23 protein-coding genes are annotated in these 25,143 nt (G+C 71.7%); 15 read left to right on the top strand and 8 right to left on the bottom strand.

The window, feature by feature from the left end:
• Positions 1–15: 15 nt before the first annotated feature.
• The 3 genes from Psi01_RS20855 to Psi01_RS20845 all read right to left on the bottom strand — a co-directional run bounded on the left by Psi01_RS20855 (position 16) and on the right by Psi01_RS20845 (position 3,295).
• Positions 16–999: an ABC transporter substrate-binding protein gene (locus Psi01_RS20855; protein ID WP_239127878.1), complete on the bottom strand. Its 984-nt coding sequence runs from the start codon at positions 997–999 to the stop codon at positions 16–18.
• 87 nt (positions 1,000–1,086) lie between these two features.
• Positions 1,087–2,109 carry a LacI family DNA-binding transcriptional regulator gene (locus Psi01_RS20850; protein WP_444980716.1) on the bottom strand — a complete coding sequence of 341 codons (1,023 nt, stop codon included), beginning with the start codon at positions 2,107–2,109 and terminating at the stop codon, positions 1,087–1,089.
• A 160-nt stretch (positions 2,110–2,269) separates the two neighbouring features.
• Entirely contained in the window at positions 2,270–3,295 is a 1,026-nt protein-coding gene (locus Psi01_RS20845) for a LacI family DNA-binding transcriptional regulator (protein WP_204065732.1), read from the bottom strand.
• A 132-nt stretch (positions 3,296–3,427) separates the two neighbouring features.
• Here Psi01_RS20845 and Psi01_RS20840 point away from each other — a divergent pair, with 132 nt between their 5' ends.
• From Psi01_RS20840 to Psi01_RS20795, 10 genes are all read left to right on the top strand, one after another.
• Positions 3,428–4,711 carry a sugar ABC transporter substrate-binding protein gene (locus tag Psi01_RS20840; protein ID WP_204065731.1) on the top strand — a complete coding sequence of 428 codons (1,284 nt, stop codon included), beginning with the start codon at positions 3,428–3,430 and terminating at the stop codon, positions 4,709–4,711.
• A 28-nt stretch (positions 4,712–4,739) separates the two neighbouring features.
• Complete coding sequence (locus tag Psi01_RS20835; RefSeq protein WP_204065730.1) at positions 4,740–6,362, top strand: ABC transporter permease subunit; 1,623 nt, start codon at positions 4,740–4,742, stop codon at positions 6,360–6,362.
• Positions 6,362–7,246: a sugar ABC transporter permease gene (locus Psi01_RS20830; RefSeq protein WP_204065729.1), complete on the top strand. Its 885-nt coding sequence runs from the start codon at positions 6,362–6,364 to the stop codon at positions 7,244–7,246. Before Psi01_RS20835 ends, Psi01_RS20830 begins: the two co-directional genes overlap by 1 nt.
• A complete protein-coding gene (locus Psi01_RS20825) occupies positions 7,243–9,123 on the top strand; it encodes a glycoside hydrolase family 13 protein (RefSeq protein WP_204065728.1) in 1,881 nt (626 codons plus the stop codon). The genes Psi01_RS20830 and Psi01_RS20825 overlap by 4 nt, the downstream gene beginning before the upstream one ends.
• A gap of 24 nt (positions 9,124–9,147) precedes the next feature.
• Positions 9,148–10,341 (top strand): ABC transporter ATP-binding protein, encoded by a 1,194-nt coding sequence (locus Psi01_RS20820; protein ID WP_204065727.1) that lies wholly within the window; start codon positions 9,148–9,150, stop codon positions 10,339–10,341.
• A 327-nt stretch (positions 10,342–10,668) separates the two neighbouring features.
• Positions 10,669–11,637 carry a thiamine pyrophosphate-dependent dehydrogenase E1 component subunit alpha gene (locus tag Psi01_RS20815; RefSeq protein WP_204065726.1) on the top strand — a complete coding sequence of 323 codons (969 nt, stop codon included), beginning with the start codon at positions 10,669–10,671 and terminating at the stop codon, positions 11,635–11,637.
• Between the two features lie 26 nt (positions 11,638–11,663).
• Positions 11,664–12,677 carry an alpha-ketoacid dehydrogenase subunit beta gene (locus Psi01_RS20810; RefSeq protein ID WP_204065725.1) on the top strand — a complete coding sequence of 338 codons (1,014 nt, stop codon included), beginning with the start codon at positions 11,664–11,666 and terminating at the stop codon, positions 12,675–12,677.
• Positions 12,674–13,780, top strand: coding sequence for an acetoin dehydrogenase dihydrolipoyllysine-residue acetyltransferase subunit (locus tag Psi01_RS20805; protein ID WP_275424586.1), 1,107 nt, complete (start codon positions 12,674–12,676; stop codon positions 13,778–13,780). Before Psi01_RS20810 ends, Psi01_RS20805 begins: the two co-directional genes overlap by 4 nt.
• Positions 13,781–14,064: 284 nt before the next feature.
• Positions 14,065–14,394 carry a nuclear transport factor 2 family protein gene (locus Psi01_RS20800; RefSeq protein WP_204065723.1) on the top strand — a complete coding sequence of 110 codons (330 nt, stop codon included), beginning with the start codon at positions 14,065–14,067 and terminating at the stop codon, positions 14,392–14,394.
• A 224-nt stretch (positions 14,395–14,618) separates the two neighbouring features.
• Positions 14,619–15,056: a hypothetical protein gene (locus Psi01_RS20795; protein WP_204065722.1), complete on the top strand. Its 438-nt coding sequence runs from the start codon at positions 14,619–14,621 to the stop codon at positions 15,054–15,056.
• A 622-nt stretch (positions 15,057–15,678) separates the two neighbouring features.
• Here Psi01_RS20795 and Psi01_RS20790 read toward each other — a convergent pair.
• Positions 15,679–16,683 carry a HEAT repeat domain-containing protein gene (locus Psi01_RS20790; protein WP_204065721.1) on the bottom strand — a complete coding sequence of 335 codons (1,005 nt, stop codon included), beginning with the start codon at positions 16,681–16,683 and terminating at the stop codon, positions 15,679–15,681.
• 6 nt (positions 16,684–16,689) lie between these two features.
• Positions 16,690–17,358 carry a HEAT repeat domain-containing protein gene (locus Psi01_RS20785; RefSeq protein WP_204065720.1) on the bottom strand — a complete coding sequence of 223 codons (669 nt, stop codon included), beginning with the start codon at positions 17,356–17,358 and terminating at the stop codon, positions 16,690–16,692.
• Between the two features lie 200 nt (positions 17,359–17,558).
• Between Psi01_RS20785 and Psi01_RS20780 the strand changes: the two genes are divergently transcribed.
• Entirely contained in the window at positions 17,559–18,830 is a 1,272-nt protein-coding gene (locus Psi01_RS20780; RefSeq protein ID WP_239127877.1) for a GAF domain-containing protein, read from the top strand.
• Here Psi01_RS20780 and Psi01_RS20775 read toward each other — a convergent pair.
• Positions 18,809–19,246: a hypothetical protein gene (locus tag Psi01_RS20775; protein ID WP_239127876.1), complete on the bottom strand. Its 438-nt coding sequence runs from the start codon at positions 19,244–19,246 to the stop codon at positions 18,809–18,811. The two genes, Psi01_RS20780 and Psi01_RS20775, sit on opposite strands and share 22 nt — an antisense overlap.
• A 196-nt stretch (positions 19,247–19,442) precedes the next feature.
• On the opposite strand from Psi01_RS20775, the gene Psi01_RS20770 reads away from it, so the two are divergent.
• The 4 genes from Psi01_RS20770 to hypF all read left to right on the top strand — a co-directional run bounded on the left by Psi01_RS20770 (position 19,443) and on the right by hypF (position 24,222).
• Complete coding sequence (locus Psi01_RS20770; protein WP_204065717.1) at positions 19,443–19,775, top strand: hypothetical protein; 333 nt, start codon at positions 19,443–19,445, stop codon at positions 19,773–19,775.
• Between the two features lie 118 nt (positions 19,776–19,893).
• Positions 19,894–20,586, top strand: a complete 693-nt coding sequence (locus tag Psi01_RS20765; protein WP_204065716.1) for a thermonuclease family protein — start codon at positions 19,894–19,896, stop codon at positions 20,584–20,586.
• Positions 20,587–20,806: 220 nt separating this feature from the next.
• Positions 20,807–21,673 (top strand): alpha/beta fold hydrolase, encoded by an 867-nt coding sequence (locus Psi01_RS20760; protein WP_204065715.1) that lies wholly within the window; start codon positions 20,807–20,809, stop codon positions 21,671–21,673.
• Positions 21,674–21,750: 77 nt separating this feature from the next.
• A complete protein-coding gene (gene hypF / locus Psi01_RS20755; protein WP_239127875.1) occupies positions 21,751–24,222 on the top strand; it encodes a carbamoyltransferase HypF in 2,472 nt (823 codons plus the stop codon).
• Between the two features lie 180 nt (positions 24,223–24,402).
• Here the strand turns inward: hypF and Psi01_RS44580 are convergent, their stop codons facing one another.
• Both Psi01_RS44580 and Psi01_RS20750 read right to left on the bottom strand, forming a co-directional pair.
• Positions 24,403–24,507 carry a DUF6893 family small protein gene (locus tag Psi01_RS44580; protein WP_373872506.1) on the bottom strand — a complete coding sequence of 35 codons (105 nt, stop codon included), beginning with the start codon at positions 24,505–24,507 and terminating at the stop codon, positions 24,403–24,405.
• A complete protein-coding gene (locus Psi01_RS20750; protein WP_204065714.1) occupies positions 24,501–25,142 on the bottom strand; it encodes a DUF6084 family protein in 642 nt (213 codons plus the stop codon). The genes Psi01_RS44580 and Psi01_RS20750 overlap by 7 nt, the downstream gene beginning before the upstream one ends.
• Between the last annotated feature and the right edge of the window lies 1 nt (position 25,143).

The raw sequence follows: 25,143 nt of genomic DNA, 5'->3' as shown, positions 1-25,143 counted from the left end.
CGACCCGTCGGGTCATCAGTACTGGCGGGTGGGCAGGGCTTCCTTGGCCTGCTCCTGGGTGAAGGTGGTCTCCTCGGTCACCACGCGGGCGGGCACCTGCTCCCCCGCGACGACCTTCTTGGCGAGGTCCATCAGTTGCGGGCCGAGCAGCGGGCTGCACTCGACGATGAAGTTGATCTTCCCGTCGGCCAGCGCCTGCATGCCGTCCTTGACGGCGTCGACCGTGATGATCTTGATGTCCTTGCCCGGGACCTTGCCCGCGCCCTCGATCGCCTCGATCGCACCCAGACCCATGTCGTCGTTGTGCGCGTACAGCACGTCGATGTCCGGGTTGGACTTCAGGAAGGCCTCCATGACCTCCTTGCCCTTGGCGCGGGTGAAGTCACCGGTCTGCGAGGCGATGATCTTGAACTTGGGGTCCGATCCGATGACCTCGGCGAAGCCCGCCTTGCGGTCGTTGGCCGGGGCCGAGCCGGTGGTGCCCTGCAGCTCGACGATGTTCACCGTGTCGGTGGAGTCCTTGTACTCCTCCACCAGCCACTGACCGGCCTTCTTGCCCTCCTCCACGAAGTCCGAGCCGAGGAAGGTCTTGTAGAGGCTGGTGTCCTTGGAGTCCACCGCGCGGTCGGTGAGGATCACCGGGATCTTGGCGTTCTGGGCCTCCTTCAGCACGGTGTCCCAGCCGGACTCGACGACCGGCGAGAAGGCGATGACGTCGACCTTCTGCTGGATGTACGAGCGGATCGCCTTGATCTGGTTCTCCTGCTTCTGCTGCGCGTCGGAGAACTTCAGCTCGATGCCGGCCGTCTTGGCCGAGTCCTGCACGGACTTGGTGTTGGCGGTACGCCAGCCGCTCTCCGCGCCGACCTGGGAGAAGCCCATGGTGATGGTGTTGTCACCGCTGCCGCCGCCCGACCCGGTGGTGGCGCTGTCGTTGCCACCGCCGCCGCAGCCGGCCATCGTCATGGCGACGGCTCCGGTCAGCAGAAGCACGGACATCTTCTTCAACACTGTGGGGGGTTCCTTCCTTTATGTGAGCGCTAACACCTACAGCGGAGTTGTGGCGCCCTGTTTCTTCCTGTACGGCTATCGCCGGGCCGACGAGGTGCTGGCCCTGACTTTGAACTCCGGCGGGACGACGAATCGTTCGCGGGACCGCGCCTGACCCTCCTCGATCTGCTTGAGCAACATCGCGATGCTGTGCCTGCCCACCGCCCCGAAGTCCTGGCGGACCGTGGTGAGCGGCGGAGAGAAGAACTCCGACTCCGGGACGTCGTCGAACCCGGCGACGCTGATGCGTCCGGGCACGTCGACGCCCGCCTCGGCGAACGCCCGCAGCACGCCGAGCGCCATCTGGTCGTTGGCCACGAACACGGCGGTGACCTCCGGTATCCGGGCCAGCAGCCGTCCGGCCTCGTAGCCCGAGCGCGGGCTCCAATCGCCGGGCAGCGGCTCGGGGACCGGCCGACCGGCCATGTTCAGGGCGGCCCGCCAGCCGGCGATCCGTCCTTCGGCCTCCAGCCAGTCCAGCGGCCCCCGCACGTGCCAGACCGTCTCGTGGCCCAGGCCGATCAGGTGCTCGGTCGCCAGGCGGGCACCCTCGAACTGGTCGACGCTGACCACGCTGACGTCCCCGCCGTGGTCGCCTTCGACGGCGACGGCCGGGACGCCGGGCGGCAGGTCGGCCAGCGCGCTGGCCGCCGAGCGCTGCGGCGCGACCACGACGATGCCGTCGACGCCCTGCTCGGCGAGATAGTCCAGGGCCTCGCGCACACCGGCCCTGTCGATGGTGCGCAGGCTGACGATGCTGACGAAGTAGCCGGCCGCCCTGGCCGCCTGCTCGATCCCGTAGACCGTGCTGGCCGGGCCGTACAGGGTGGTGTCGAAGCTGACCACGCCGAGCGTGCGCGAGTGGCGGGTGACGAGTGCGCGGGCGACGAGGTTGCGGCGGTAGCCGAGCTGGTCGATCGCGGCCAGGACCCGGGTGCGGGTCTCGGTGCGCACGTTGGGGTGATCGTTGAGCACGCGGGAGACGGTCTGGTGGGACACACCGGCCACCCTGGCCACATCGGCCATCACCGGGGAGCGGCGCTCCTGCCTCGAACTCACGGTCACTTCCTTTCCTGGCTTGGAGTGACTGTGAACGTTAACAACGGGTGTCGTCAAGGAGTTCGCCGGTTACGGTCTGGTCACATGGAAACACCCCGTTAACCCCTCTTGACGAGGAGCCTCCGGGTTCCTACCGTTGTCGCGGTCAGCATTGTTAACGTTAACCATCCCTCCCGGACCGCCCCCTCGGAGAAGCCACGGATGAGCGGTGACGCAACGGCATGGGCAGACGCTCGACCCCCTCGTGCTCCGCTTCGCCGAGCAGGATCTCCACGGCCCGCCGGCCGAGCCACTGGTGCGGCAGGGCGACGCTGGTGAGCTGCGGCCGTAGCCAGGTGGCGAGGTCGGAGTCGTCGAAGGAGACGACCGAGACGTCCTCCGGGATGCCCAGCCCCGCCTCCTGCAGCGCCTGGTAGGCGCCGAGGGCGACCCGGTCGTTCATGCAGATCAGCGCCTTGGGGAGGTGTCCGGCCGCCAGGAAGGCCGCCATGGCCTCGTAGGCCGACTCGGGCCACCAGGCGCAGTCCACCGATCCGGCCAGGGAGACCCCCGCCGCGCCCAGGGCGGCCTCGATGCCCTGGATGCGCTCGCTGCCGGCGATCAGGTGCGGGGCCCGCTCGCCGACCAGGTGGATGCCATCCCGGTGCCCGGCGTCGATCAGCGCCTGCGCCGCCGTACGGCCCGCTCCCACCTCGTCGGGGACCACGGCCGGGATCTCCCGCCCCGCCGCGCAGTTGAGCAGGACCAGCCGCTGGCCGCGCAGGCTGCGCGGGACGCGCGCCCGCCGGGTGTACATGGTGGCGTAGATGAACCCGTCGACCTGACGGTCCAGCAGGTCGTTGATCAGGCGTTCCTCCAGGACGGGATCGCCCTCCGTCTCGCATATGAACAGCAGGTGCCGGCGTTCGGCGGCGGCGGCCAGGCTGCCGTACACGATCTGCCCGGCGTACTGCTCGGTGGCGATCGTGTCGGAGATCAGCGCGATCGTCTGGGTCACCTTGCTGCGCAGGCTGCGCGCCATCAGGTTGGGCCGGTAGTTCAGTTCGTGTGCGACCCGCAGGACCCGGTCGCGGGTCTCCACGGAGATCCGCATGTCGGTGCGCCCGGTCATGACGAAGGAGGCCGTCGTGGGGGAGACACCCGCCCGCCGGGCCACCTCCGTCAGCGTCGCGCGGTGTTGCGTCATCCGACCATGATCGGCATACCGGAAACGATTGCGCAACGGTCTATTGACACTCCGGAAATGGCGGAGGACGGTCGGGCTAACAGGGTTTAGCAGATGTGAAACCCACTCTCCCGTGCGCCGAGGAGCGATGACATGCGGCTGCGCACACGACGGGACACGCCGGGGGGCACGCCGGGGGGCAGGCTGCCGGCGGTACTGCTGGCCGGGATCCTGCTGGCGGTCGCGGCCTGCGGCCAGGGCGGCGCCGGCACCGGCCGCGCGGCGTCGCAGAGCGAGGGCGGCGGCACCCTGACCATCTGGACCGACGACAAGCGGGCCCCGGCCCTGAAGGCCGCCGCCGACAGGTTCTCCAAGGAGACCGGGGTCACGGTGAGGATCCAGACCGTGCCGGGAGAGACCAGGCAGGTCGACTTCGTCACCGCCTCGCAGGGCGGCAAGGCCCCGGACCTGGTGATGGGCGCGCACGACTGGATCGGCAACCTGGTCCGCAACGGCGCGATCGACCCGATCACGATGACCGAGGACCAGAAGGCCGCCTTCAACGCCCTGGCGCTCAAGGGCGTGACGTTCGACGGCCAGATCTACGGCATCCCCTTCGCGCTGGAGAACGTGGTGCTCTTCCGCAACACCGACCTCGCCCCGGACGCGCCCGAGTCCTTCGAGGATCTGGTGGCCGCGGGCAAGAGGCTCAAGAGCGAGGGCAAGGTGTCGGAGGTCCTGGCCTTCCCGGTGGGCCAGAACGGCGACGCCTACTACGGCTACCCGCTGTACACCGCCGGCGGCGGCTACCTGTTCGGCCAGGCGGACGACGGCGACTACGACCCCGGCGACCTCGGCCTGGCCAGGCCCGAAGCGGCCGAGGCGATGGAGAACTTCGCCAGGTACGGAGAGAAGGGCGAGGGGGTGCTCAAGCGCTCCATCGGGACCGACAACGTGGCGAGCGTGTTCACCGGCGGCAAGAGCGCCTTCCTCGTGGGCGGCCCCTGGTTCATCTCCGAGATCCAGAAGGCCGGGATCGACTACGACATCTCCCCCGTCCCCGGCTTCGGCGACACCCGGGCCAAGCCGTTCGTCGGCGTGCAGGCCCTGTTCGTCGCCTCCAAGGGCCCCAGCAAGGTCCTCGCCCAGGAGTTCGCGACCAACTACTTCGCCCAGCCCGACGTCGCCCTCGCCTTCTACCGGGCCGACCCGCGCCCGCCGGCGCTGATCGCCGCCTTCGACCAGGCCAAGACCACCGACGAGGACCTGCCGAAGCTGCTGTCCGCCGGCGAGGGCGGCGACATCATGCCGGCGATCCCCGCCATGAACGCGGTCTGGGACCCGTGGGGCAAGGCCATCGCCGCGGTGGTCGGCGGCGCCGACCCCGCCGGCACCACGCAGTCGGCGGCCGAGACGATCCAGTCGGCGATCGAGTAGCCGGGACACCCCGGCCCAGGAGAGCGTCATGTCCGACACAACTGAGATCTCCGAGGAACGCGCCTCCCACGAGCCCGGCCACCGCCGGCCCCGGTTCGGCCTGAGCGGCGGCGACGGCACCGTCACCACCGGCAGGCTCGTCATCAGGATCACCGTGCTCGGCGTGGCGGCGGCGCTCGCGCTGTGGGCCGCCTTCCCGCTGGTCGACCAGGGCAACTGGATCGGCCTGGGGATCCTGGTGGCGGTGACGGCCCTGCTGTTCTACATCTACCTCTCCCCCAGGGCGATCCCGGCGAAGTACCTGATCCCTGGCACCCTCTTCCTGATCGCCTTCCAGGTCGTCCCGGTGATCTACACGGTCACCACGGCGTTCACGAACTTCGGCGACGGCCACCGCGGCACCAAACAGGAGGCGATCACCGCGATCCAGGACGCCTCGGTGCGGCAGGTGCCGGGCTCCACCGTCTACGTCCTGTCCATCGCCACCACCGGGGACCCGGCGAGCGGGGACCTCGTCTTCCTGCTGACCGACCCCGGCACCGACGCCTTCTTCGCCGGGACGGCCGGCGGGCTGCGGGAGCTCCCCGCCGGCGCGGTGCAGGCCGATCCCGCAGGCAAGATCCAGCAGGCTCAGGGGTACACGATCCTGACCATCGGCCAGGCCGCGGCCCGCAGTCCCGAGATCGCCGCCTTCAAGGTCCCCACCCAGGCGGGGGCCCTGTACAGTCAAGGCCTGTCCCGGGCGTTCGAGGGAGCCCCGCAGCAGACCTACGAGGCCGGGTGCGACTGCATCAGGGACGCCGTGTCCGGGCGTACCTGGACGGCCGACGAGTCCGACGGATCCTTCGTCGACCAGCAGGGGCAGCGGCTGGCCCAGGGCTGGAAGGTCAACGTCGGGCTGCGCAACTTCACCGACGTCGTGACCGACCAGGAGATCCGCAGTTCCTTCCTGAAGATGCTGCTGTGGAACTTCGTGTTCGCCGGCGGCACCGTCCTGATCACCTTCGCGCTCGGGCTGGTGGTCGCAATCACCCTCAACCGGCCGGGCATGCGCGGCCAGCGCGTCTACCGGTCACTGATCATCCTGCCGTACGCCATGCCGGCGGTGGTCATGCTCCTGGTGTGGCGGGACATGTTCAACACCGAGTTCGGCCTGATCAACCGGATGACCGGCCTGGAGGTCAACTGGTTCGGCACGCCGCCGACCGCGCAGATCGCCGTCCTGCTGGTGCAGCTGTGGCTGGGCTACAACTACATGTTCCTGGTGTGCACCGGCGCCCTGCAGTCGATCCCCGCCGACCTGACCGAGGCGGCCTCCATCGACGGCGCCAGACCGCTGTACGCCTTCCGCACCGTGACCTTCCCGCTGCTGCTCATCGCCCTGGCCCCCCTGCTGATCTCCTCCTTCGCCTTCAACTTCAACAACTTCGCGGGGATCTATCTGGTCAGCGGCGGCGGGCCCTTCCCGCCGGACAACCCGAACGCCGGGGCGACGGACATCCTGATCACCTACACCTACCGGCTGGCCTTCGGCGGCGCCGGGGCGCAGTACGGCTTCGCCGCGGCCGTCTCGGTGTTCATCTTCGTCATCGTGGCGACCGTGTCGATCATCGGCTTCCGGCGCACACGGAGCCTGGAGGAGATCAACTGATGACCGCAACCAACGAGGTCGTACGGCTCGGCAGCGCCAAGGGCGGCTGGTTCCGCCAGTTCGGCTGGCGCCATCTCGTCGGGCTGCTCGCGCTGGCCTTCTCCCTGTTCCCGATCCTGTTCGTGATCTCCGCCTCGCTCAACCCGCTGGGCACGCTCAGCTCCTCGACCCTCATCCCGCCCGACACGGGCCTGGAGAACTTCACCAAGCTGTTCGGCACGACCTCGTTCTCGCGGTGGTTCCTCAACACCCTGCTCATCGGGGTCCTGTCGGCGGTGCTGTCCATGTTCATCTCCGCGGCGGCCGCCTTCGCCTTCTCCCGCCACAGGTTCAAAGGACGGCGGATCGGGCTGGTCAGCCTGCTGCTGGTGCAGATGTTCCCGCAGTTCCTGGCGATCGTGGCGCTGTACCTGATCTTCGCCGAGATCACCGACCTGTACCCGGCCATCGGCCTGAACACCGCCTGGGGGCTGATCCTGCTGTACCTGGGCGGGGCGCTGGGGGTCAACACCTGGCTGATGAAGGGCTTCTTCGACACCATCCCCAAGGACCTCGACGAGTCGGCGAAGGTGGACGGCGCCACGCACTCGCAGATCTTCTTCGGCATCATCCTGCCGCTGGTGGTGCCCATCCTCGCGGTCACCGGCCTGCTCGGCTTCATCAACACGGTGAACGAGTTCCTCATCGCCAGCGTGTTCCTGACCGACGACAGCTCGAAGACGGCCGCGGTGGGCCTGTACGGGCTCATCTCCGGCGAGCGCAACGCGAACTTCGGGGTCTTCTCCGCCGGCGCCGTGATCCTGGCGATCCCCACGGTCGTGCTCTTCCAGTTCCTGCAGCGCTACATCGTCGGCGGGCTGACCTCGGGGGCGGTGAAGGGATGACCTCCCCCGCCCGGCCCCGGCCGGCGCCGCCCCACGACGGCGCGGCACTGAACGCGCCGCACCACGACGGCGCGGCGCTGTACGTCGCCGACGAGGCGCCGGCGCTGGGCGACACGGTCACGGTGCTGGTGCGCGTGCCCCGCGGCGACGGGGCCGAGCGGGTCTGGATCAGGTCCCCGCACGACGGCGAGCCCGTCTTCTGCGCGGGCACCGTCGACCGGGTCACCTCCGCGGAGACCTGGTGGCGCTGCGGCCTGCGCGTGCGCAACCCGGTCACCGGCTACCGGTTCCTGCTGGACGGCGGCCCGCGCGGCTACCGCTGGCTCAACGGCGCGGGCGTGCACGCCCACGACGTCCCGGACACCGCCGACTTCCGGCTGTCCGTCGCGGACCCGCCGCCGGACTGGGCCAGGGACGGGTACGTCTACCAGATCTTCCTGGACCGCTTCGCCCGCTCCGCCGCCGCGGCGGAGCGCCCGCCGCCGCCGTGGGCCGAGCCCGCGGAGTGGGACGACCCCGTCGCCTCCACGGGCGTGGCGGCCGGCCGCCAGTTCTACGGCGGCGATCTGGACGGCGTCACCGAGCACCTGGACCACCTCGGCGCGCTCGGCGTCGACACGCTCTATCTCACGCCGTTCTTCCCGGCCGAGTCCAACCACCGCTACAACGCCTCCAGCTTCCACGCCGTGGACCCGCTGCTGGGCGGGGACGAGGCCCTGGTACGGCTGGCGCGGCAGGTCCACGCGCGCGGCTGGCACCTGCTCGGCGACCTGACGGTCAACCACTGCGGCGACACGCACCCGTGGTTCCGGCGGGCGCTGGCCGACCCGGAGGCCGCCGAGCGCCGCTTCTTCTACTTCGCCGGCCCGCGCAGCGACCGGTACGCCGACTGGCTGGGCCACCCGTCCCTGCCGAAGTTCCGGCACACCTCCGCCGAGCTGCGGCGCCGGCTGCTCGACGGCCCGAAGTCGGTGGCCGGGCGGTGGCTCGACCCGCCCTACGGGCTCGACGGCTGGCGGGCAGACGTGGCCAACATGGCCGGCCGGCACGGCGCCGAGGACGTCAACGCCGAGGTCGCGCGCGGCCTGCGGGCGACCCTGCGGCAGGTCAACCCGCAGGCGCTGCTGCTGGCCGAGCACTGCCACGACGCCTCCGCCGACCTGGCGGGCGACGGCTGGCACGGGACCATGAACTACTCCGGCTTCACCCGGCCGCTGTGGGCGTGGGTGCGCTCGCCGGAACCGCAGGACCACCACCACCTCGGGCTGCCGGTGCGGACGCCCCGGCTGGGCGCGGAGTCCTTCGTGCGCGCCGTACGGGCCTTCTCCGCCGCCGTGCCGTGGCGCTCGGCGGCCGCCTCGTGGTCGCTGCTGGGCTCGCACGACTCGGCGCGGATCCGCACCGTCGTGGGCAGCGCCGAGGTCGCGGAGGTCGCCGCGGGCCTGCTGTTCACGATGGTGGGCACGCCCATGGTGTTCGCCGGCGACGAGATCGGCATGGAGGGCCGGCTCGGGGAGGACGCCCGCCGCCCGTTCCCCTGGCACCGGCGCGACCGGTGGGACCGCCGCACGATGGTGTGCTACCGCCGGCTGGCCCGGCTGCGCCGCGAGCACGAGGCCCTGCGCCGGGGCGGCCTGCGCTGGGTCCACGCCGCCGGGGACGCGCTGTGCTTCCTGCGGGAGAGCGCGCGCGAGCGGCTGCTGATCCTGGCCGCCCGCGCCCCGCACCGGCCGCTGCGGCTGCCCGCCACGCCCCTCGGCCTCACCGGCGAGGCACCCAACCTGTACGGCGGAGCCGACCCGCTCAGGGCCGTCCCCGGTGAACCCGTGACGCTGCCCGGCGACGGGCCGGCGTTCCAGGTCTGGCGGCTCACCTGAACATCCAGCTCCCGGAGGGAAGCCATGGCAGAGGTCGTCCTCGACAAGATCAACAAGCGGTACGAGAACGGGTTCCATGCGGTCAAGGACCTCGACATCGCCATCGCCGACGGTGAGTTCCTCGTCCTGGTGGGCCCGTCGGGCTGCGGCAAGACGACCGCGTTGCGGATGGTGGCCGGTCTCGAGGACATCACCAGCGGCACCATGACGATCGGCGGCAAGGTGGTGAACACCCTGCCGCCCAAGGACCGCGACATCGCGATGGTCTTCCAGTCGTACGCGCTCTACCCGCACATGAGCGTGGCCGACAACATCGCCTACGGGCTGAAGATCCGCAGGATGGACGCCGCCGAGATCTCCCGCCGGGTCGAGCGCGCCGCGCAGATGCTGGAGCTGGGCAACCTGCTGGACCGCAAGCCCAAGCAGCTGTCCGGCGGGCAGCGCCAGCGGGTCGCGATGGGCCGGGCGATCGTCAGGGAGCCCCAGGTCTTCCTGATGGACGAGCCCCTGTCGAACCTCGACGCCAAGCTGCGGGTGCAGATGCGCGCCGAGATCGCCCAGGTGCAGCAGGACCTCAACGTGACCACGATCTACGTCACGCACGACCAGATCGAGGCCATGACCATGGGCGACCGGGTGGCCGTGATGAAGGCCGGCGTCCTGCAGCAGATCGGCGACCCCCAGCACCTCTACGACCACCCGGACAACATCTTCGTCGCCGGCTTCATCGGCTCGCCCCCGATGAACATGGCCCTGGGCCGGGTCGAGGCGGGCAACGGCGACCTGGCGGTGCGCCTGGGCGCCGCGACCCTCGCCCTGCCCGGCGCCGTCGCCGCCGCGCGCCCGGCCCTGGCCGGCTACGCCGGACGCGACGTCGCGGTGGGCATCCGCAGCGAGGACATGGAGGACGCCCGGCTGGCCCGCGGCGGTGACGACCTGCCGAGACTGAGCACCACGGTGACGATGACCGAGGCGCTGGGCTCGGAGATCGTCGTGCACTTCGTCCTCGACGCGCCCAAGGTGGTCACCGAGGACACCAAGGCCCTGGAGAAGGACGCCCACAGCTCCGACGTCGCCCTCCACGACCGCGGCACCCGCTTCCGCGCCTCCTTCGGCCCGCGCTCGCGGGTCCGCAACGGCGACGAGATCGAGGTGGTGGTCGACACCGAGCGGGTGCACTTCTTCGACCCGGAGACGGGCGCGGCGATCCGCTCGTGACAAGGCGTCCCGGGTCCGGGCCTGAGGCGAATCCGGGCCCGGCACCGTCCCGATCTGTCCGCGCGTCTGTGTCCGCGCGTCTGTGTCCGCGCGTCGGCGGCTCCGGTCCCGCCCGTGCGAGGAGGCGCCGGTCTTCCCGCGCAAGGGGGGCGCCCGTTCCCCCGCGCGAAGGGGCGATGCCGGTTTCCCCGTGCGAAGGGGCTGTGCCGTTGCAACCCCCTGCAACCCTTCCCCGGCACGGCCCGCGGCGCGTACCACTGCCTCACCACCCACTGCCCACGACCCACGACCCACGGCCGCACGGCCGGGAACGGCGGGAGGGACGCCATGTCAGAGATCGACGAGATCACGCTGCTCGACGCCTACCGGATGATGCGCACGATCCGGGCCTTCGAGGAGCGCGTCCACGAGGAGTTCGCCACCGGGGAGATCCCGGGCTTCGTGCACCTGTACGCGGGCGAGGAGGCCTCCGCCACGGGAGTGTGCATGCACCTGGACGCGCGCGACACCATCGCCAGCACCCACCGGGGACACGGCCACTGCATCGCCAAGGGCGTCGACGTCAAGGCCATGATGGCCGAGATCTACGGCCGCGGCACGGGATCGTGCCGCGGCAAGGGCGGCTCGATGCACATCGCCGACCTGACCAAGGGGATGCTCGGGGCCAACGGCATCGTGGGCGGCGGCCCACCGCTCATCTGCGGCACGGCCCTGGCCGCCAAGCACGAGGGCGCCGGCGGCGTCGGCGTGGCCTTCTTCGGCGACGGCGCCAGCAACCAGGGCACCACGCTGGAGTCCCTGAACCTCGCCTCCGTCTGGAACCTGCCGGCGGTCTTCGTCGCGGAGAACAACGGCTACGCCGAGGCCACCTCCAGCAGCTGGTCGGTCGCCTGCGACAACATCGCCGACCGGGCCGCCGCCTTCGGCATGCCCGGCGTGATCGTCGACGGGTTCGACTTCTTCGCCGTGCACGAGGCGGCGGGCGAGGCGATCTCCCGCGCCCGGCGGGGCGGCGGGCCCACGCTCATCGAGGTCAAGCTCACCCGCTACTTCGGGCACTTCGAGGGCGACCAGCAGACCTACCGCGCCGGCGAGGTGGCCCACGCCAGGGAGAACCTGGACTGCCTGCTGCGCTTCCGTACCCGCGTGACCGAGCGGGATCTTCTGACCGACAAGCAGCTCGACGCGGTCGACGTCGAGGTCGACGCCCTCATCGACGCCGCCGTGGCCGAGGCCAAGCGCGCGCCGCGACCGGCCCCGGGCGATCTCGCCACCGACGTCTACGTCACGTACTGATACGCCACGTACTGAGGAGAACGGCCATGGCCAGGACGATCAGCTACCGCGAGGCGATCAACGAGGCGCTCGCGCAGGAGATGGAACGCGACCCCCGCGTCATCGTCATGGGCGAGGACAACGCCGGGGGCGCGGGCAGCCCGGGCGAGGACGACGCGTGGGGCGGCGTGCTCGGCGTGACCAAGGGGCTCTACCACCGCTTCCCCGGACGGGTGCTCGACACCCCGATCTCGGAGTCGGCGTTCATCGGCGCCGCGATCGGCGCGGCCACCCGGGGCATGCGCCCGGTGGCCGAGCTGATGTTCATCGACTTCATGGGGGTCTGCTTCGACCAGATCTTCAACCAGGCGGCCAAGTTCCGCTACATGTTCGGCGGCCGGGCGATCACCCCGGTGACCGTCCGCACGATGTACGGCGCGGGCCTGCGGGCCGCCGCCCAGCACTCGCAGTCGCTCTACCCGATCTTCACGCACATCCCGGGGCTGAAGGTCGTGCTGCCCTCCAGCCCCTACGAGGCCAAGGGGCTGATGATCCAGTCGATCCGCGACGACGACCCGGTGATCTTCTGCGAGCACAAGATGCTCTACGACACCGTCGGCGAGGTGCCAGAGGAGAGCTACGCCATCCCCTTCGGCGAGGCCGGCATCGTGCGCGAGGGCGGGGACGTCACGGTCGTGGCCTTCGGCCGGATGGTGGGGATGGCCGAGCAGGCCGCCGGGCAGCTGGCCGGCGACGGGATCGAGTGCGAGGTCATCGACCCGCGTACGACCAGCCCGCTCGACACCGAGACCATCCTGGAGAGCGTCGAGAGCACCGGCAGGCTCGTGGTGGTCGACGAGGCCACGCCCCGGTGCAACATGGCCACCGACGTCTGCGCGCTGGTGGCGCAGGAGGCCTTCGGCGCGCTGCGGGCGCCGGTCCAGATGGTGACCGCGCCGCACGCGCCGGTGCCGTTCAGCGACGCGCTGGAGGACCTGTACATCCCCGATCCCCAGCGCATCGCCAACGCCGTCAAGAGCGTCGCCGGGTGGAAGCGATGACGGTCCGGGGCCTGGCCGTCCCCAAGTGGGGCCTGTCCATGACGACCGGCAGGATCCTCGCCTGGCTGGTCTCGGAGGGCGCGGAGGTCGAGGAGGGCACGGAGCTCGCCGAGATCGACACCGACAAGATCAACGGCGTGCTGGAGTCGCCCTGGCCGGGCGTCGTGCGCAGGATCGTCGCACCGGTCGGCGCGACGGTCCCGGTGGGGGCGGTCATCGCGGTGATCGCCCCGGCCGGCGCGGCCGAGGAGGAGGTCGAGCGGGTGGCCGCCGAGGCGCGCGAGCGGCTGGCCGCCGGGGTCGTCCCCGAGGAGTCCGGGGCCGTCTTCGGCACCGTCGAGGTGGAGGGACGGCAGATCTGCTACGCCACGCTGGGTGAAGGGCCGGAGGTGATCGTCCTCGTGCACGGCTACGGCGGCGACAAGGACTCCTGGCTGTTCGTCCAGGAACCGCTGGCCCGCAGGCACACCGTGCACGCGATCGACCTGCCCGGGCACGGCGGGTCCGGCAAGCGGGTGGAGGACTTCGAGAGCCTGACCGGCGCGGTGGCGGGATTCCTCGACGCGATCGGGGCGCCGCCCGCCCACCTGGTCGGCCACTCGCTCGGCGGAGCCGTGGTCGCGGCCGTCGCGGCCGCGCGCCCCGACCGGGTGCGCTCGCTCACGCTGGTGGCCCCGGCCGGGTTCGGCACGGAGATCGACGCCGGATACGTCCGGGCCTTCGCCGCCGCCTCGTCCCGGCGCGAGCTGAAACCGCAGCTCGGCAAGCTCTTCGCCGACCCCGGCCAGGTCACCGGCAGGCTGGTGGACGACCTGCTGCGCTACAAGCGCCTGGACGGCGTGGCGGAGGCGCTGAAGACCGTGTCGGAGTCCATGCTCGACGGCGACCGGCAGGCGATCGACGTGACCGCCCTGCACGCCGGCCTGGCCGTCCCGACGGTGGTGATGTGGGGCGGGTCCGACCGGATCCTGCCGTACGGCGGGGCGGGCCGGCCCCCCGGCGTACGGCTCGTCGACGGCGCCGGGCACATGGTCCACATGGAGGCGCCCGCCGCGGTGGTGGCGGCCGTGGAGGAGTCCGTGGAGGCCGCGGACAGCACCTGACCCGGCGGCCCGGCCCGGCAGGTCGCGAGCGCCGGGCCGGGCCGGGCCGGCCGAGGCCATGGAGTACGGCGGGTGGGTTCACCCGCCCGGTACGCGCTGCCGTACCCGCACCACCGTGCCCGCCTGCTGCTTCAGGACTCACTCGTTTGGGCGCCTGGACCATCCTCGGCCACGGCCCACAGCCGAGCACCGAGCGCCTTGGCGGGATTTCACGGGCAGGGCCGTGTCTCCGTCCACTCTGGGGGACATCGTCCTCTGTTTGATGGTCTGGGATGCTGTGCGGCATGATTACTACGCCTTCCGATCTCGCCCAGCGCCAGCTTGACGCCTACAACGCCCATGACCTCGACGCCTTCATCGCGTGCTACGCGGAGGACGTCGTCGTGCTCAATGGTGACCAGGTCCAGGGCAAGGGCCATGACTATCTGCGGGAGCGCTACTCGCCGCAGTTCGCCGCGAAGTCCTGCCACGCCGACCTGCTGGGCCGGATGGCCGAGGGCGAGTGGGTGGTGGACCACGAGCACGCGGTCGGCACCGCTCGCGGCGACTTGGACGTGCTGGTCTCCTACCGCGTCAGGGAAGGCGCGATCGACCGCGTGATCTTCATGTCCTGAGGGCGGTCTCCATACCCTGAGCGCGATTCTCATGTCCTGAGTGTGATCTCCCCCTGCATGGGCCGTGACGGTGCCGCCGTCACGGCCCATAGGTATGCGCAGAGGAAAGGGAACAGTACTCAGAACTCATCCGGCATGTGTGGATAAATGCATGGAACGCTCCATCACGACGGTGTCCCCTGACCGGCACAAGGGAGGTCATCTGCACACGAAGGAGTCCGCACATGGTTCGAGTGTTCATGTCCGTCGCGTTTCTCATCGCCGTCCTGCTGGCCGGTACGGCCGCGCCCGCCAATGCCCGGGCGAGCGGCTGCGAGGTCGTCGTCATCTCGGTGACCGCGAACGACGTTCAGGAAGACGACGAGGGGTTCGACGACATCTGGGTCAAAGTGGCCGGGTCCTGGTTCCCGACCTATCTGCGCTCCATCCGCATCGACGAGGGCCGGACGCTCACCAACTCCGAACTCAACAATCCCAAGGCCACCAAGCCGTCGGTGACGGTGTCGATCTACGAGGACGACCCCTTCCCCCAGGGGAACGACTTCCTCGGGTCGTTCAGCGAAGACTGCTCGGACGGCGGGACGGGGCCGGGAGGAGCCGTGCAGACCATCGGGAGCGGCGGGGTCGGCTACACGGTGAGCTACTTCGCCCGCCGGGTTTAGACGGGTGAGCCCGAACTCGCACAAGCCGCTGACCCCGAGCTCGCACGAGCCGCGGACGCGGTGCTGAACCGTCAGGCGGCAGTGGAGGACGGACCAAAGTCCTGCGGACGTCATGACCTTGGTGGCGTAGGCACCGCCATACGCCCATGAGGAAGAGCAGGGCCGGGCCGGTGGAATGGAGACCGCACGGGCAGGACGCCTCGGGAGGGCCGGGCCGTGCGACCCGGAGCCGGGGCACCGGCTCCCGTCCGGCGGCCCCGGCCTCCATGATCGACGTCGGGCCGGCCTGCGGCAGGGGAACAGCGCGGAAGCGGCAGCGGTGAACGGAAGGGAACGACATGCAATCCGATCCGAAGTGCGTGATCGATCAATCCCGCCCCTGCGGAGGGTGCAGCGCACTCGCTCCGTGGGAGTGCCCTTACGCCTATGTGCTGGAGACGACGGAGTCCCGCCCGGTCGCCGAGGCGAGCTAGCACGGCCGGGTGCCGAGATCGGCGCGGGCCTGTCCGCGGCGGATGTCATGGTCGTGGCCACGACTGTCATGGTCGTGGCCACGATCGGCCGACATGACATCGGGCCGCCGGGTACGGCCACGCCGCTCCGGCGCCCCGGGAGAGATCCGTCATCGTGCGTCGCGCAGCCCGAGGACGTACGCCGCGGTGAGCGCGACGGTGCGGTCCTCGTCATGTGACAGATCCGCGAGGGCCCGTGACGCCGTGGCTCCCGGGATGTCCGCGAGCGCCTGGGTCAGCCGCCGGCGTGCGGACGGTTCGGCGCCGCCGGGGGCGAGGCGTTCGACGAGCCCGGCGGCGATCCGGTCCGCCTGCGCGGAACGGCTCGCCAGCGCGTTCAGGGCGTCGGCCGCGTCGACGTCGTTCGTCCCCTCGACGACCATGCCGATGAGCGTCGGGATCGCGTCGGCCACTCCGCGGGTCCCGAGCGCCAGAGCCGCATACCTGCCGACCACGGGGTCGGCGTTCGCGAGGGCGTCCCGCAGCAGGGCGGTCGCCTTGTCGCCCGGGATCTCGGCGATGGACTGGACGGCGCGTTTGCGCACCTCGGCCGCCGGTGAGCCGAGGCCCTCCGCCAGCAGCGCCAGACCGTCGTCGCCCGACTGCGCCAGAGCCCAGCGGAGGGCTCCGGCGACGTTGGGGTCCGTTTCGCTCAGCGCCGCCTCGACCAGCGCCTCCACCGGGAGCGGAACCTCCTCGACCGAGGACAGGGCCGCGCGCTGGCGGCTGCCGGCGCTCTTCGACCCCAGCGCCTGCAGGAGTGCGACGACCTGGAGGACGTCCTCCCAGTCGGCGGGTCCTGCGGCGTCGATCCGGCGCAGGCGCGTGAGCAGCTCCGTCTCGGCCGCGATGCGTTCCCGCGTCTGGCGGATGAGGTCGCCGACGAGCTCCGAGGGCGTGAAACGGGGATCGTCGAGCGCGCGCCCGACCTCACGCAGCGACAGCCCCAGGGACCGCAGGCTCTCGATATGGAAGATCCGCCGGACGTCCTCGCTGGAGTACTCCCGGTAGCCGGCGCCGCTACGACCCGTCGGCCGCACCAGGCCGAGCGACTCGTAGTGCCTGAGCATGCGGGCGCTGACCCCGGACCGTCGCGCCACATCGCCGATCAACACCGCCCGTCACTCCTCCTTGCCTGCGCCGCCGAGGGCCACGACGCGCTTGGCCTCCTCAATCGCGAACTCGAATCCGGCCTCAGGGTCGCGCAGCAGCCGTTCCGTGGCGATCGCGTGCGCGCGCACACGCGGGTCGGGATCCGTCACCGCGGCGCGCAGCATGGGCACGATCACCTCACCGAGCGCGACCAGCGCCCGGCTGAGGCTCAGCTGCGTCTCACGTCCGCCGCGCCCGAGCTGTCCCGACAACACCGCGGCCAGCCCGTGCTCCTCCCCCTCGGGAACGAGCACGACCGCCGTCCGCCAGGCGCTCCGCGCCACCTCGTCGTCGGCGTCGGACAGAAGCTCCCGCGTGATCGCCGGCCACGCCCGCCGATCCCCGATCTTGGACAGCGTGTGCAGCGCCTGGCTCCGTGCCTGCGCACGCTCCGAGCGGAGTTCCTTGAGAAGCTCCGGAACCGTCATGGACGCCGGATGGCGGGTGAGCGCCCACGTCAGCATATCGCGCACATAGAACTCGGGTTCGATCGCGCATCGTGCGACGAGCTCGCCGATGAAGCGCGGGTCGGGGGCCGTGCCCAGCGCCATCGCCGCCCGCAGCCGCACCGACGGGCGGCCGTCCTCCAGCTGCCGGAAAGCCCGGATCACATCCGTGTCCTGTTTCTGCATGGTCATCGCGACCACCTCCTCGACAGCAGTGAAGGCCTTGTCACTGTGTCAAGGTCAAGCCGAGGCGCGCCGCGGGGCCATGGCGATCTCGGACAGTGAGGTTCAGACTCACGGTGAGACGGAGGTCGAGGCCGGGAGAGCAGAGGTCGAGGCCGGGAGGCCGAGGTCGGGAGCGGCGGTTGCGGCGCCAGCGGCTGGAAGCGGCGGTGCCGGCGGGTTCTGATCCCCGCCGGCACGCCCGCGTGCTCGCGCAGGTCTACTGCGCCACGCTGGCCGGGCAGGCGCCGCCCGCCCTCCCCCGGCGGGTCATCGACGCCTCCTGGCGCCGGGTGCGCGGCTACGGGGTGGACCCCGACCGCGGTGGCGGGGCCGTACCGCTGCGCTATGAGGAGGTCGAGCACCGGCGCAGGGACTCGCTGATCGGCGAGGTCCTGGACACCCTGCGGCACGGCCTGGCGGGGGTCGCCCACGACGCCTCGCAGATCATGGTGGTGACCGACGGCGAAGGGCGCGTGCTCTGGCGGGAGGGCAGCTCCGCCGTACGGCGCAGGGCCGACCGGCTGGGGTTCGTCGAGGGCGCCAGCTGGCGGGAGGAGACCGTCGGCACCAACGCCATCGGCACCGCGCTGGCCGTACGGCGTCCCATCCAGGTGTACTCCGCCGAGCACTACGTGCGCACCCACCACGCCTGGACGTGCGCCGCCGCTCCCGTGCACGATCCCCGCAGCGGACGGCTGATCGGGATCGCCGACGTGAGCGGTCCCGCGGCCACCATCCACCCCAACACGCTCGCGCTGGTAGACGCCGTGGCCCGGCTGGCCGAGGCGGAGCTGCGCACCCTCCACCACCGCGACCTGGAACGGCTCCGCGCGGTCGCGGCTCCCGTGGTGGCGCGGCCCGGCGGGCCGGTGCTCGTCGTGGACCCGCACGGCTGGGTCGCCGCCGCCTCCGGGTGTGAGCCGGTGGCCCGGCTGCCCGTCCCCGACGTCGTGGACGCCGGAGGCGTGTGGCTGCCGTCCCTGGGCACCTGCGTGATGGAACCCCTGCCGGGAGGCTGGATCGTCCGGCCCGACCCGGCGGGCGAGCAGCCCGCCACGCGCGTCCGGCTCGACCTGCGGAGCGCGGCCTCGCCGACGGTCACGCTGAGCGGCCCCAGCGGCTCCTGGCACCACCGGCTCAGTCCCCGGCACGCGGAGATCCTGCTCCTGCTGGCCTGCCGGCAGGAGGGCCGCACGGCCACCGAACTGGCCGGCGACCTGTTCGGCGACCCGACGAGGACCGTCACGGTCCGGGCGGAGATGTCCCGCCTGCGCCGTCATCTGGGCGGCGTGCTGTGCCACCGGCCGTACCGCTTCCACGACCGCGCCGAGGTCGAGGTCGCCTGGCCCGCCGATCCGGCCGATCTGCTGCCCGCCTCGGACGCGCCGGCGGTCCGCCGCCTGCGCGCCGTGACCGGTCAGCCCGGCACGGGCGTCTGAGTCCGGTGGTCGGTCAGGTGCAGTTCGCCGCCGATCTTCTCCTGCACGCGCTCCAGCACCTTACGGGTGGACAGCGCGGTCCACAGGTGTCCGACCAGGTGCGGGTTGTACTCGGGGGCGGCGTCCATCCACTCGTCCTTGCCCTGCTGGGTGGCGAAGGTGGTGAGGAAGAACTCCCCCATCGACGTCTTGCAGTGTCCCTGCCGCAGCTCGGTCGCCTCGATCTGGATGTCCGGCTTGCAGTCGAGCTTGGCGGCCAGGTCCTCGACGGTGAGCGTCTTCTCCCGGGCCACGGCCTCGCCGTACCCGTCGCCGGAACCACCGGCCGGGGCACCGCCGGCGGGGGCGCCGTTGGAGGAGCAGGCTGCGGAGAGCGCGACCGCGAGGGCGAGCGCGGCGATGCGCGGATATGTCATCACGCCCCGAGATACGCACCCCTCCCCCGCCGGGTTCACCTCCGGCACGGCCTTCCCGCCGATTCCCCCTGTCCCGTTCGTGACAGCTGTCTTGCCCTGTGACCGCTGTCCCATCCATGATCACAGCAGCGAGGAATTCACAATCGCGTAGCAACGGTGCAACCCGGCAGCGGCGTCGAAAGCGAAGGATCGCAGCATGGCGAAAACCGGTCCCACCCGTTCCCGCCGTGGTCCTCTCCCGGCGGGGGAAACCGTCCCGCGCCCGCCCGCCCGCGCCGAGCGGTCGGTGGAGGAGCTCGCCGACCTCCTGCTGCGGCGCCGGGAGGAGGCCCGCGCCCGGCGCGGGCGCCCGTCCCGCTCCCGGCCCGAGGACGGCGCCGCCGAACGGCGCGCCGCAGCCCGGGCCGTCTCCGGCCGGGGCCCCCTGACGTCCCCCCACCACCTCGCGACCCTGCACAGCATCTTCGCGGCGGTCACCCCGGAAGACCACGACGGCGACCCGCGGGCGCGGGACCGCCGCAGGACATAGGCCGACCGCACAGATCACAGAAAGCGCGAAACTCATCATTCTTCTCTGGAACGTGTGAACCTGGTGCACGCGCCGCACGTCTTCTCCCCACCGGCCCCCCAGCCACGGGAGAAACTCGATGCACATGCGTTCCACCGCCGCCGTCCTCGCGGCGGCCTGCCTGACGGTCACGTTCGCGCCGATCGCACCGGCCTCGGCCACCGTGCCGAAGGGCACGAAGAAGGCGACCGTCGTGAAGATCGTGGACGGTGACACGATCGACGTCCGCTTCACCGCGACCGGCCCGGTCGTCCGCGTGCAACTGCTGGAGGTCGACACCCCTGAGCGGGGCCGGTGCTGGCACCAGGAGGCGACGGCCCGCGCCGGGACGCTGCTGCCGGTGGGCAAGGCGGTACGGCTGCTGCCCGACAAGGACCCGAAGGACCGCTACGGGCGGTCGCTGTTCTACGCGTGGAACGCCTCGGGCGTGTTCGTCAACCGCAACCTGGTGCGCTACGGGTACGGCAAGGCGGTGCTGTACAAGCCGAACGACAAGTACATCGCGATCATGCGGGCCGAGCAGGACAAGGCCCGCAAGGAGAGGCTGCGCATCTGGTCGGGCAGGTGCGGCACCGGCGGCACCCCCGCGCCGACGCCGACGCCGACCCCCGAGCCCACGACGCCCGGCGGGCCCGACCGGGACCTCGACCGGCGCTACCGGACATGCGCCGAGGCCAACAGCGCCGGTCTCGGCCCGTACCGCAAGGGCGTGGACCCGGAGTACGACTGGTACCAGGACCGCGACGGCGACGGAGTGGTCTGCGAGCCCTGAGCCGTACGCGGAACACCGGGCCGGCGTGAACGGGACACCGGCCCCGTGGACCTGAAAACCCAGTGGAGGGGCCTGACACCGGTGTGAACACGGGCAGCGGACCGCGGGCCGGATCCTGTGAAGAGGCCGGGCGCCGACGTGGACCGCGGACATCGGACCGCGGACCGAAACCTTGTGATGAGGTCTGGCGCCGACGTGGGCGGCGGCGAAGAATGCCGACATGCCCGAGCACCTTCCCGCCGCCGTCGACGACTGGCGCGCCCGCGGTCGCATGATGATCCACGCCGGTCAGGAGATCTTCGTCTCCGAGACGGGCGAGGGGCCGCCGGTCCTGCTGTTGCACGGCTTCCCCGGCTCGTCCTTCGACTGGCGCGCCGTCGCGGCCGGGCTGACCGGTCACCGGCGCGTGGTGACCTTCGACTTCCTGGGGTTCGGGCTGTCGGACAAGCCTGCCGACAGCTCCTACTCGCTGTTCGAGCAGGCGGACCTGGCCGTCGCGGTCGCGACCGCGTGCGGGATCGAGCGCTGCGCCCTGGTGGCCCATGACATGGGTGACACCGTCGCGGCGGAGCTGCTGGTACGGCAGGCCGCCGGAGAGCTGCCGTTCGTGGTCGAGCAGGTGGTCCTCACCAACGGGTCGATCTTCATCGATCAGGCGCATCTCACCGACGGTCAGCTGTTCCTGCTCTCCCTCCCCGACGAGCCCCTCACCGACGGGCTGCCCGCCGGTCTGCTGGCGGGCGGCCTGGCCGAGACCTTCCCGTCCGGGAAGGCGCCGAACGGCGAGCTGACCGCGATGGTCGCCCTGATCCGCCACGAGGGCGGCGACCGGCTGATGCCCCGCCTGATCCGCTACGTCGAGGAACGCCGCACCCACCAGGAACGCTGGACCGCGGGCCTGACCGGCTTCCCCGGCCCGCTGACCGCGATATGGGGCGGCCTCGACCCGATCGCCGTGGTGGACATGGTCCACCGCCTGCTCGAACTGCGCCCGCAGACCGAGGTGGAGGTGTGGCCGGACGTCGGCCACTGGCCTCTCATCGAGTCCCCCGACCGGCTGGCCGAAGCCATCCTCAAGCATCTGTGACCTCCGGAGGGGCACCCGGGGCCGCCGAGGACGGCGGTCGCCGTACCCGCGCGGACCGCGATCGGGGAGACCGCCCCGTGAGCCGCGTCCGGGTGCACACTGGGCGGGTGGACGAGCAGGCGCGAGCCGACGAACGGGCACGGGCCGACGAGCAGGTGCGGGTCGACGTGCGGGTCGAGGGCCTCGTGCAGGGCGTCGGGTTCCGGCCCTTCGTCTACGGCCTGGCGGTCCGGCTCGGTCTCGCCGGGTGCGTGGGAAACGACGCGAACGGGGTGTTCGTCGAGGCCGAGGGGGCATCGGCGCGGGTCGAGGAGTTCCTGGTCGCGCTGGAACGGGAGGCTCCCCCGCTCGCCAGGGTCGACCGGATCAGCGTCGTGCCCCGCGCCCCCGCGAAGGCCGGGATCGAGGAGCCGGACGGGAGCGGAGCCCGCAGGGACGAGCGTCCCGGGAAGCCCGCCGAGATCGGCGGGGAGGCTGCCGGGATCGAGGGCGGAGAGCGTGGCGGGGGTGCGGCGGGGGCGTTCACGATCGTGGACAGCGACGCCTCGGGGCGGCCACGGGCCCTGGTCTCGCCGGACGGGGCGACCTGCGCCGACTGCCTGAGGGAGCTGGCCGACCCCGGTGACCGCCGTTTTGGGTACGCCTTCGTCAACTGCACCAACTGCGGGCCGCGTTTCACCATCGTGCGCGGCGTGCCGTACGACCGCCCCCTGACGACCATGGCGGGGTTCGCGATGTGCGCGGCCTGCGCCGCCGAGTACCACGACCCGGCCGACCGGCGCTTCCACGCCCAGCCCGTGTGCTGCCCGGACTGCGGTCCCCGGCTGCGGCTGCTGGACTCGCGCGGCGCCGAGCTGCCCGGTGACCCGGTCGGCGGGTGCGCCGGGCTGCTGCGCGCCGGGCGGGTGGTGGCGGTCAAGGGGCTGGGCGGTTACCACCTGGCGGCCCTGGCCTCCGACGAGGACGCGGTCGCGGCCCTGCGGCGGCGCAAGCACCGCGAGGACAAGCCGTTCGCGGTGATGGCCGCCGACCTGGAGCAGGCGGGGTTGCTGTGCGAGGTCGACGCGCCGGCCGCCGCGCTGCTCGCCGACCGGGCCCGGCCGATCGTCCTGCTGCAGCGGCGGGCCGGCGCGCCGGTGGCCGCCTCGGCGGCGCCCGGCAACCGCAGGCTCGGCGTCATGCTGCCCTACACCCCGCTGCACCACCTGCTGCTCGCCGCCGTGGCCGAGCCGATCGTGCTGACCAGCGGCAACGTCTCGGACGAGCCGATCGTCCACCGCGACTCCGACGCGCTGGCCAGGCTCGGCGGCATCGCCGACGCCTTCCTCACCCACGACCGGCCCATCCACGTCCGCACCGACGACTCGGTCGTGCGCCCGTTCCGCGGGCGCGGGTCGGTGCTGCGCCGCTCACGGGGCTACGTGCCCGACCCCGTCGAGCTGCGCCGGACCGCCCCGCGACCGATCCTGGCCTGCGGCGCGGAGCTGAAGAGCACCTTCTGCCTGGCCGAGGGGGACCGGGCCTTCGTCTCCCACCACATCGGCGACCTGGAGAACTACGAGACGCTGCGGTCGTTCACCGAGGGCGTCGAGCACTTCTCCGCGCTGTTCGGCATCCGGCCGAGGGTCGTCGCGCACGACCTGCACCCGGAGTACCTGTCCACCAAGTACGCCGTGGAGCTGGCGGACACGCTGGAGGACGCCGAGCTGGTCGGCGTGCAGCACCACCACGCGCACATCGCCTCCTGCCTGGCCGACAACGGCGAGCCGGGACCGGTGCTCGGGGTGGCCTTCGACGGGCTCGGCCTGGGGCCCGACGGGACCGTCTGGGGCGGCGAGTTCCTCCTGGCCGGCCTGACCTCCTTCGAGCGGGCCGGTCACCTGGCGCCGGTGCCGATGCCGGGCGGCACGGCGGCGATCAGGCAGCCGTGGCGGATGGCCGCCGCCTATCTCCAGGCCGCCTACGGCGGACAGGCGCCGGAGGAACTGGCGGTGGCCGTACGCAACCGCGCCCGGTGGACCGACGTCCTGGCACTGACCCGCGCGGGGGTGAACTCCCCGCTCACCTCCAGCGCGGGCCGGCTGTTCGACGCGGTGTCCGCGCTGTTGGGCCTGCGCGACGCGATCACCTACGAGGGCCAGGCCGCGATCGAGCTGGAACAGCACGCCGATCCCGCCGAACGCGGCCGCTACCGCGCGTCGATCTCCCCCGGCGGGCCGCTGGTGGTGGCGGGGGCCGACCTGGTGCGGGCCGCGGCCGAGGATCTGCTGGCGGGCACCGATCCCGCGGTCATCGCCGCCCGGTTCCACAACGGGGTGGCCGATCTCGTCGTGCGCTGCTGCGTCGCGCTCCGGGACGCGACCGGGGTGCGCACGGCCGCCCTGTCCGGCGGGGTCTTCCAGAACCTGCTGCTGCTGGAGCGGGCGGTGGACGGGCTGTCCGCCGCCGGGTTCCGGGTCCTGACCCACTCCAGGGTCCCGGCCAACGACGGGGGGATCAGCCTGGGTCAGGCGGCGGTCGCGGCCGCACGGGACCGCCTGCGCGGCTGAGCACCCGAGCACCCGAGCACCCGTACCCGCCTGCGCGGCCGAGCACCCGTGCGGAACCGAACCCGCCTGCGCGGCCGAGCACCCGTGTGGAACCGTACCCGCCTGCGCGGCTGAGCGCCCGAGCATCCGTACCGAACCCGCCTGCGCGGCCGGGCACCCGCCCGACGGAGCGCCGCCGCGTCACATGTTGCGGATCTTGATGTACCGCTTGATGTCCGGCACCGATCTGATGATCAGGGTCACCACCAGCACCAGCAGCATTATCTTCAGCACGCGCGTCACCATGGCCCGGTCTCCTCTCGGTCGAGAAGGGCGGAGATCGCGCCGTCCCAGCTGGGCAGCGCGTTGCGGGACTTGAAGCGTTGCAGCGCGTCGAGGGTCTCGCGGCGTACGCGCAGCCACGCGCTGCCGGGGAAGTGCAGGTCGACCGTCTCGCGCCACACCTCGACCGGCATCGGGTAGGAGGTCTCCTTGCTCCACGGCACCTGCTGCACCTGGATCCGGCCGTCGCGGGTGCCGAACACCGTGCCGCTGAACAGCAGCAGCAGGGGGACCACGCCGTCGTCCAGCCCGCTGAAGTAGCGGGTGGAGGCGATCTCCAGGTCGTAGGTGACCGGCAGCGCGAGCTCGACGGTCGTGCCGCCGGTGAACCCGGGCACCATCGTGGACAGCGTGGCCAGCTGCAGCGGCTTGAGGGTGTCCGACCAGCGCCCGGGGTCGCCGAACAGGTCGTGCAGGCGCTCGGCCTCGGCGGCCGAGTAGTGCCGCCGGTGGGGCTCAATGCGGATCTGGCAGCGCAGGGCGATCGCCTCCACCCGCTCGCCGCCGGTCTCGGTGACGCGCAGCTGCAGCGTCATGCCCGGGGTGACGGCGTAGCGGTCGGCGCGGGCGCCGAGGCAGTCGAAGAACAGGTCGGCCACG

This window comes from Paraplanobispora siamensis (assembly GCF_016863175.1).
Taxonomy (GTDB): Bacteria; Actinomycetota; Actinomycetes; order Streptosporangiales; family Streptosporangiaceae; genus Planobispora; species Planobispora siamensis.
The sequence above is the reverse complement of the archived record's forward strand: the minus strand, read 5'-3'. Positions and strand labels throughout refer to the sequence as shown.

Excerpts from the sequence above, each read along its gene's own strand:
- Psi01_RS44580 (WP_373872506.1), bottom strand. The coding sequence starts at position 24,507 with ATGGTGACGCGCGTGCTGAAGATAATGCTGCTGGTGCTGGTGGTGACC.
- Psi01_RS20775 (WP_239127876.1), bottom strand. The coding sequence starts at position 19,246 with ATGACATATCCGCGCATCGCCGCGCTCGCCCTCGCGGTCGCGCTCTCC.
- Psi01_RS20820 (WP_204065727.1), top strand. The coding sequence starts at position 9,148 with ATGGCAGAGGTCGTCCTCGACAAGATCAACAAGCGGTACGAGAACGGG.
- Psi01_RS20830 (WP_204065729.1), top strand. The coding sequence starts at position 6,362 with ATGACCGCAACCAACGAGGTCGTACGGCTCGGCAGCGCCAAGGGCGGC.
- Psi01_RS20805 (WP_275424586.1), top strand. The coding sequence starts at position 12,674 with ATGACGGTCCGGGGCCTGGCCGTCCCCAAGTGGGGCCTGTCCATGACG.
- Psi01_RS20825 (WP_204065728.1), top strand. The coding sequence starts at position 7,243 with ATGACCTCCCCCGCCCGGCCCCGGCCGGCGCCGCCCCACGACGGCGCG.
- Psi01_RS20785 (WP_204065720.1), bottom strand. The coding sequence starts at position 17,358 with ATGACCATGCAGAAACAGGACACGGATGTGATCCGGGCTTTCCGGCAG.
- Psi01_RS20810 (WP_204065725.1), top strand. The coding sequence starts at position 11,664 with ATGGCCAGGACGATCAGCTACCGCGAGGCGATCAACGAGGCGCTCGCG.
- Psi01_RS20815 (WP_204065726.1), top strand. The coding sequence starts at position 10,669 with ATGTCAGAGATCGACGAGATCACGCTGCTCGACGCCTACCGGATGATG.
- Psi01_RS20770 (WP_204065717.1), top strand. The coding sequence starts at position 19,443 with ATGGCGAAAACCGGTCCCACCCGTTCCCGCCGTGGTCCTCTCCCGGCG.
- Psi01_RS20800 (WP_204065723.1), top strand. The coding sequence starts at position 14,065 with ATGATTACTACGCCTTCCGATCTCGCCCAGCGCCAGCTTGACGCCTAC.
- Psi01_RS20845 (WP_204065732.1), bottom strand. The coding sequence starts at position 3,295 with ATGACGCAACACCGCGCGACGCTGACGGAGGTGGCCCGGCGGGCGGGT.
- Psi01_RS20840 (WP_204065731.1), top strand. The coding sequence starts at position 3,428 with ATGCGGCTGCGCACACGACGGGACACGCCGGGGGGCACGCCGGGGGGC.
- Psi01_RS20835 (WP_204065730.1), top strand. The coding sequence starts at position 4,740 with ATGTCCGACACAACTGAGATCTCCGAGGAACGCGCCTCCCACGAGCCC.
- Psi01_RS20855 (WP_239127878.1), bottom strand. The coding sequence starts at position 999 with ATGTCCGTGCTTCTGCTGACCGGAGCCGTCGCCATGACGATGGCCGGC.
- Psi01_RS20795 (WP_204065722.1), top strand. The coding sequence starts at position 14,619 with ATGGTTCGAGTGTTCATGTCCGTCGCGTTTCTCATCGCCGTCCTGCTG.
- Psi01_RS20760 (WP_204065715.1), top strand. The coding sequence starts at position 20,807 with ATGCCCGAGCACCTTCCCGCCGCCGTCGACGACTGGCGCGCCCGCGGT.
- Psi01_RS20765 (WP_204065716.1), top strand. The coding sequence starts at position 19,894 with ATGCACATGCGTTCCACCGCCGCCGTCCTCGCGGCGGCCTGCCTGACG.